Source organism: Pseudomonas sp. GL-B-19, from assembly GCF_019956415.1.
Taxonomy (GTDB): domain Bacteria; phylum Pseudomonadota; class Gammaproteobacteria; order Pseudomonadales; family Pseudomonadaceae; genus Aquipseudomonas.
The window spans coordinates 134,806-141,419 of sequence record NZ_JAHBDK010000014.1 but is presented as its reverse complement, the minus strand read 5'-3'; the positions used below and the strand labels follow the sequence as shown (position 1 = coordinate 141,419).

The following is a 6,614-nucleotide window of genomic DNA, read 5'->3' as shown; positions in this document are numbered from 1 at the left end:
CCCGCTAGCGTCGAGCCTGCACGTTCTTTCCTGACCTGCTCGACCCAGCGGCGCAACGCAGTAGGGCCGATATCGAAGTTGGCGCAGACCTCAAGAATGGGCTGGTCTTCATCAAGCACCATGCTTGCAGCATTGAGCTTGAACTCGCTGGAATAGGACTTTCGCATCATCATGCACACCTTAGATTTGGGCGCCATCATAGCGCCCTATTGATGTGTCCAATTTCATTAGGCCAGATCAAGCTCACTCCTACAGGGTTTGGCGGTGGATGCTTAGTCGTCGGCGTTGGGATCGAGATCGGGGAACATGACCTCGGTAAACCCGAACTTGCTGAAGTCGGTAATCCGCGACGGATACAAGCGGCCGATCAGGTGATCGCATTCATGCTGCACCACACGCGCATGGAACCCTGAAGCGATGCGCACGATGGGCTGGCCCTTGGGGTCGACACCTTCGTAACGAATCTGCTGGTAACGTTCCACGGCGCCGCGCAGGCCCGGCACGGACAAGCAACCTTCAAAACCCTCTTCCAGCGTCGGGCTCAACGGCGTGATCAGCGGATTGATCAGAATGGTTTGCGGCACCGCTTCGGCGTCCGGATACCGCTCACTGTGCTCAAAACCGAAGATCACCAGTTGCAGGTCGACACCGATCTGCGGCGCAGCCAGGCCAACGCCACCGACGCTTTCCATGGTCTGGAACATGTCGTCGATCAACTGCCACAACTCGGGGCTGTCGAACATCTCGGCCGGAACCGGCGGGGCAATGCGCAGCAGGCGCTCATCACCCATTTTCAGAATTTCACGGATCATTTGATGACTTCGTCAGTGGAGGGATGGACCGAGTGATCGCGCCCCAGTCCCGAAACGTGGTGTTTTTGATGGTCATGGCCGGGCTCGCCAGGGTACTTTTCGCCGGGGTCCTTGCCCTCCCTCGACATGTGTTCGATCACCGCATTCATCTCCGCGCCGAGCAACAACACCGCGGAGGAAATGTAGAAGTACAGCAACAGCACGATGATCGCACCGATACTGCCATACATGGCGTTGTAGTCGGCAAACGTTTTGACGTACAGACCGAAGCCCACGGAGGCGAGGATCCACACCACCACCGCCAGCACCGACCCCGGCGTGATGAAACGAAACTCTTGTTTGACGTCCGGCATGACGTAATAAATCAGCGCCACCGCGACCATCAACAGAATCACGACCACCGGCCAGCGCATGATGGTCCAGAGGGTCACAATGAAGTCTTCGAGGCCGACTTGCGAGGCGATCCAGCCCATCACCTGCGGGCCGAGCACCATCAGCGCGGCGGCGATCAACAGCATCCCGGCGATGCCGACGGTGTAGATGATCGACAGCGGGAAGCGCTTCCACGCCGGCCGGCCTTCGACCACATCGTAGGCTGCGTTCATCGCGCTCATCATCAGCCGCACACCGGCGGAGGCGGTATACAGCGCAATCACGATACCCACCGAGAGCAGCCCCCCCTTGGATTGCTGGAGCTGGTCAATCACCGGGTTCACCTGTTCCAGCGCCTGGGGCGGCAAGACCAGTTCCGATTGCAGGCGCAGCCAGGAGAAAAAATCCGGCAGGTGCAGGAAACCGATCAGGGCAATCAGGAAAAGGATGAAGGGAAACAACGAGAACAACATCTGATAGGCCAGCGCCGAGGCATAGGTCGACATTTCATCGTCGATGAACTCGGTGACCGTGCGCATCATCACACGGTGCAGGGGCAGACCTTTCATGTCCGGGAAAATCATTAGCGTCTCCTTTCGCCGCAAGATCGGGAGTCAGTCGTGGCGACTCAGGGGCCGTTTTCTACATCAAAGTAGCCTACTTGGCGACTTTGAAACAATTTCCGTGTTCAAGTTCAGGCTGACACAAAAACGGCCATCCGTGGATGGCCGACCCTGATCATCGTCAAAGGCCAGATCAAGCGTTGTCGATGCCTTTTACTTTATCGCCAGTGCTGCTCATGGTGTTTCTCCTGTGAACAATTCAATGAGAAAAGTCGTAATACAAGGATTGACCGGAGGCGTTTGCGCGGAGTTTCATTTATTTTGTACCGCACATTTTGTCGATCTCGGCAGGTTGGGCTTTATGTTTAGCGACCAACCCCCGAGAATGCGCAACGTATTCAGGCCATGGCGCTGAAGATCCAATCCCGTAGGAATGTTATGAAACTCGATAAAAAGCAGGCCATTGCCCGCAGAAACCAGGAACTTGGCGGTGCCGTGCTTGGCGTCAACAACTGCCATTTCACCGAATTGAACCGCAACCGCAACATCTGGTGGTTCGATATCCCGGTCGCGCGCCTGGCCGTTGGTCAGTACGAATGGGTTCACTTGCTGATGCACACGCCGGACACCGACGAACTGCTGCACCTGAAAGTGCCGACCGTGTTCCTGCGCGAGAAGCTTGAAGGTCTGGTGGTGCGTAATGAAGGCAAGCGCAAGGCTGCATTGAGCCTGGAGCTGAGTGCCGACAAGGACTCGTACCTGCAAGACATGCGCCCGGCGGGTACCAACGTCAATTTCGCGCCGTTCCGTCTGTAAGCCAAAAGCAAAAGCTTCGCGAGCAGGCTCGCTCCCACAGGGGATCTGCGGCGCTCACAAAACCAATGTGGGAGCGAGCCTGCTCGCGATAGCGGTCTGACAACCCCTGAGTTTTTCTTGTCATCCAACAAAAAGCCCCGCATCTGCGGGGCTTTTGTTTGTTACGCGCCGACCTTTTTCGCGGCGATTTTCTTCAGTTCTTCATCGCGCAGTTCTCGGCGCAGAATCTTGCCGACGTTGGTGGTCGGCAGCGCATCGCGGAACTCGACGGCTCGCGGCACCTTGTAGCCGGTGACGTTCGCACGCATGTGCTCCATCACTTGCTCTTTGGTCAGCGTCACGCCGGGTTTGGCAACGATGAAGATCTTGATCGCCTCGCCCGATTTCTCGTCCGGCACGCCAATGGCCGCGCATTGCAGCACGCCCGGCAGGGTCGCGAGCACGTCTTCCAGTTCGTTCGGGTACACGTTGAAACCGGAGACCAGGATCATGTCTTTCTTGCGATCGACAATGCGCATGTAGCCATCCGGCTGGATCAGCGCAATGTCACCGGTCTTCAACCAGCCTTCGCTGTCGAGCATTTCATCGGTGGCGTCCTGGCGCTGCCAGTAACCCTTCATGACCTGCGGGCCTTTCACGCACAGTTCGCCGATTTCACCCAGCGGCTGCTCCACGCCGGCATCGTCAATGACTTTGCAGCGAGTCGATGGAACCGGGATACCGATGGTGCCGATCTGGATGTTCTGGATCGGGTTGACGGTGGCCACCGGGCTGGTTTCGGTCATGCCGTAACCTTCGCAGATGGCGCAACCGGTGACCGCTTTCCAGCGTTCGGCGGCGGCCAGTTGCAGGGCCATGCCACCGGACAGGGTGATTTTCAGCGCCGAGAAGTCCAGCTTGCGGAAACCTTCGTTATTGCACAGGGCCACAAACAAGGTGTTGAGGCCGACGAAACCGCTGAACTTCCACTTCGACAGTTCCTTGACCATCGCCGGCAGGTCGCGCGGGTTGCTGATCAGGATGTTGTGGTTGCCGATCAGCATCATCGCCATGCAATGAAAGGTGAACGCATAGATGTGGTACAGCGGCAGCGGCGTGATCAGGATCTCGCAACCTTCATTGAGGTTGGAGCCCATCAGCGCCTTGCATTGCAGCATGTTCGCCACGAGGTTGCGGTGGGTCAGCATCGCCCCTTTCGCCACGCCGGTGGTGCCGCCGGTGTATTGCAGCACAGCGACATCGCTGCTGGCCGGGTTGGCTTCAGCCACTGGCTGGCCATGGCCCTTGCTCAACACGTCGTTGAACTTGATGGCTTTGGGCAAGTGATACGCCGGGACCATCTTCTTCACGTACTTGATGACACTGTTGACCAACAGACGCTTGAGTGGCGGCAACAGGTCGGCCACTTCAGTGACGATCACATGCTTGACGCCGGTTTTCGGCACGACGATCTCGGCCAGATGGGCCATGTTCGCCAGGCAGACCAGAGCTTTGGCACCGGAGTCGTTGAACTGGTGTTCCATTTCCCGCGCGGTGTACAGCGGGTTGGTGTTGACCACGATCAGACCGGCGCGGATGGCGCCAAAGACGGCAACCGGGTACTGCAGCACGTTAGGCAATTGCACGGCGATTCGATCGCCCGGCTGCAAGTCGGTATGCTGTTGCAGGTAAGCGGCAAAGGCACCGGACAATTCGTACAGTTCACCGTAGGTGATTGTTTTGCCCAGGTTGCTGAATGCCGGCTTGTTGGCGAAGCGTTGGCAGGATTGCTTCAACACTGCCTGAATATTCGGGTACTCGTCTGGATTGATCTCGGCAGCGATCCCAGCTGGGTACTTATCCTTCCAAAAGTCTTCGATCATGGAAGCCCACTCCTCAGCAACGCGAATTCAGCACCGCATTTGATGCGATTATTATTGGTGTTTGTTCAATGGTGAGTCTGGCTTTTTACTAGGCCGAGAAGTCACAAAGCGCGCCGAGAGTAGCAGCTTTGCCAAGGGTCGACCAGAGCCAAAAGCGGCCTCTACGGTCACAAATATGACTCAAGAACTTCCGGCGGTCATTTTAGAGCAAAGATTCTATAGCGACGTGAAAGCCCCTGAATCCAGGGATTTCCAGATCCTTAAAAGCATCGCGGGCAAGCCTTGCTCCTACAGGTTCCGTGTCGTTCACATTCTATGTGGACAACATTAAACCTGTAGGAGCGAGGCTTGCCCGCGATCCGCGCGAAGCGCGGCCATGCAACACCTACGCGATATCGCGCAACTCCCGCCGCAGAATCTTGCCCACCGGCGTCATCGGCAACGACTCACGCAACACGATGTGCTTGGGCACTTTGTACGCCGTGAAGTTTTCCTTGCAGAAAACCTTCAGCTCTTCAACGCTGACCCCGGCTTCACGGGCCACCACAAACAACTTCACCGCCTCGCCCGAACGCTCGTCCGGCACACCGATGACCGCGCAGTTGGCGACGTTCGGATGAGCCATGACCACGTCTTCGATCTCGTTCGGGTACACGTTGAAACCCGAGACGATAATCATGTCTTTCTTGCGATCGACGATGCGCACAAAACCGTCCGGGTCGATCACCGCGATGTCACCGGACTTGAACCAACCCTCGGCATCCAGCACTTCAGCGGTGGCCTCGGGTTTCTGCCAGTAGCCCTTCATGATCTGAGGGCCTTTGATGCACAGTTCACCACGCTCACCCAACGGCTGCTCGACGCCTTCATCGTTGATCACTTTCAGCGCGGTGCCCGGCACCGGCAGACCGACCGTGCCAATGCGCGATTGGTCGCCGTAAGGGTTGGTGCATGCCACCGGTGACGTTTCGGTCAGGCCGTAACCTTCGGTGATGCGGCAACCGGTCATTTGCTGCCAGCGCTCGGCGGTGGCCTTGACCAACGCTGTGCCGCCGGAGTTGGTCAGCTTGAGACTGGAGAAGTCCAGGGTCTTGAAGTCCGGGTGATCCATCAACGCGACGAACAGCGTGTTGAGCCCCAGCAACGCCGAGAAACGCCAGTTTTTCAGCTCCTTGATGAAGCCGCCAATGTCTCGCGGATTGGTGATCAGCACGTTGTGGTTGCCGGTCACCATCATGCACATGCAGTTCGCCGTGAAGGCATAGATGTGGTACAGCGGCAGCGGCGCGATCATCACCTCCTGCCCTTCACGCAGCAGTGACTGACCGTCAGCGCCGAACTGCCCCAGGCACGCCCGCGCCTGTTGCATGTTCGCCACGAGATTGCCGTGGGTCAGCATGGCGCCCTTGGCCAAACCGGTGGTGCCGCCGGTGTATTGCAGAACGGCGATGTCGTCGAGGCCGACTTTCAGCGGTTTGATCCCCAGGCCACGCCCCATGCGCAGCGCGTTCTTGAACGAAATGGCCTGCGGCAACGAATACGCCGGGACCATTTTTTTGACCTTGCTGACCATGGTATTGACCAGCCAACCCTTGGCGGTCGGCATCAAGTCGCCCATTTTCGCTTCGATCAGGTACTGGATGTCGGTGTCGGGCAGCACTTCCTGGATTTTCTGCCCGAACATGTTCAGGTACACCAGTGCCCGGGCGCCGGAATCCTTGAATTGATGACGCATCTCCCGCGCGGTGTACAACGGGTTGGTGTTGACCACAATCAGCCCGGCGCGCAAGGCACCGAAGACGGCAATCGGATAATGCAGGACGTTGGGCATCTGCACCGCAATGCGATCCCCCGGCACCAGGTCGGTGTGGGCTTGCAGGTAAGCGGCGAATGCCAGGCTCTGGCGTTCCAGTTCGGCGTAGGTCAGGGTCACGCCCATGTTGCTGAATGCCGGGCGGTCAGCAAATTTCTTGCAGGAACGCTCGAACACCTCAATCACCGACTTATAGGCCCCAAGGTCTATGTTCAGGGGCACGCCGGCCGGGCGTTTGTCATTCCAGAATTCAGGTTGCATTATTCTTGTCCTCTTTACCTGAGCCTATCCGGGTCGCTTTTCTGTCACTTCTGAAAAAAGCGGGCTTCACGGACACTAGCAGTTATGGCGATTCAGGCAAATACAGCCGACGCCG

At 57.7% G+C, this 6,614-nt stretch carries 6 protein-coding genes; 1 reads left to right on the top strand and 5 read right to left on the bottom strand.

Annotated elements, in window-relative coordinates:
* The 3 genes from KGB06_RS03620 to KGB06_RS03610 form a co-directional block, all read right to left on the bottom strand.
* A partial coding sequence (locus KGB06_RS03620) for a transposase (RefSeq protein ID WP_223511913.1) occupies window positions 1-167 on the bottom strand: 167 nt, incomplete at its 3' end.
* 105 nt (window positions 168-272) lie between these two features.
* Window positions 273-812 carry a peptide deformylase gene (def, locus tag KGB06_RS03615; RefSeq protein ID WP_223511909.1) on the bottom strand — a complete coding sequence of 180 codons (540 nt, stop codon included), beginning with the start codon at window positions 810-812 and terminating at the stop codon, window positions 273-275.
* On the bottom strand, window positions 809-1,768 hold the full coding sequence (locus tag KGB06_RS03610; protein WP_223511907.1) for a YihY/virulence factor BrkB family protein: 960 nt from the start codon (window positions 1,766-1,768) through the stop codon (window positions 809-811). Before KGB06_RS03610 ends, def begins: the two co-directional genes overlap by 4 nt.
* 417 nt (window positions 1,769-2,185) lie before the next feature.
* Between KGB06_RS03610 and KGB06_RS03605 the strand changes: the two genes are divergently transcribed.
* Window positions 2,186-2,563 carry a hypothetical protein gene (locus KGB06_RS03605; RefSeq protein WP_046032015.1) on the top strand — a complete coding sequence of 126 codons (378 nt, stop codon included), beginning with the start codon at window positions 2,186-2,188 and terminating at the stop codon, window positions 2,561-2,563.
* A 161-nt stretch (window positions 2,564-2,724) separates the two neighbouring features.
* On the opposite strand, the gene fadD1 is transcribed toward KGB06_RS03605, so the two are convergent.
* Window positions 2,725-4,425 (bottom strand): long-chain-fatty-acid--CoA ligase FadD1, encoded by a 1,701-nt coding sequence (gene fadD1, locus KGB06_RS03600; protein ID WP_223511905.1) that lies wholly within the window; start codon window positions 4,423-4,425, stop codon window positions 2,725-2,727.
* A gap of 385 nt (window positions 4,426-4,810) precedes the next feature.
* Window positions 4,811-6,499, bottom strand: a complete 1,689-nt coding sequence (fadD2, locus tag KGB06_RS03595; RefSeq protein ID WP_223511903.1) for a long-chain-fatty-acid--CoA ligase FadD2 — start codon at window positions 6,497-6,499, stop codon at window positions 4,811-4,813.
* Window positions 6,500-6,614: the final 115 nt, after the last annotated feature.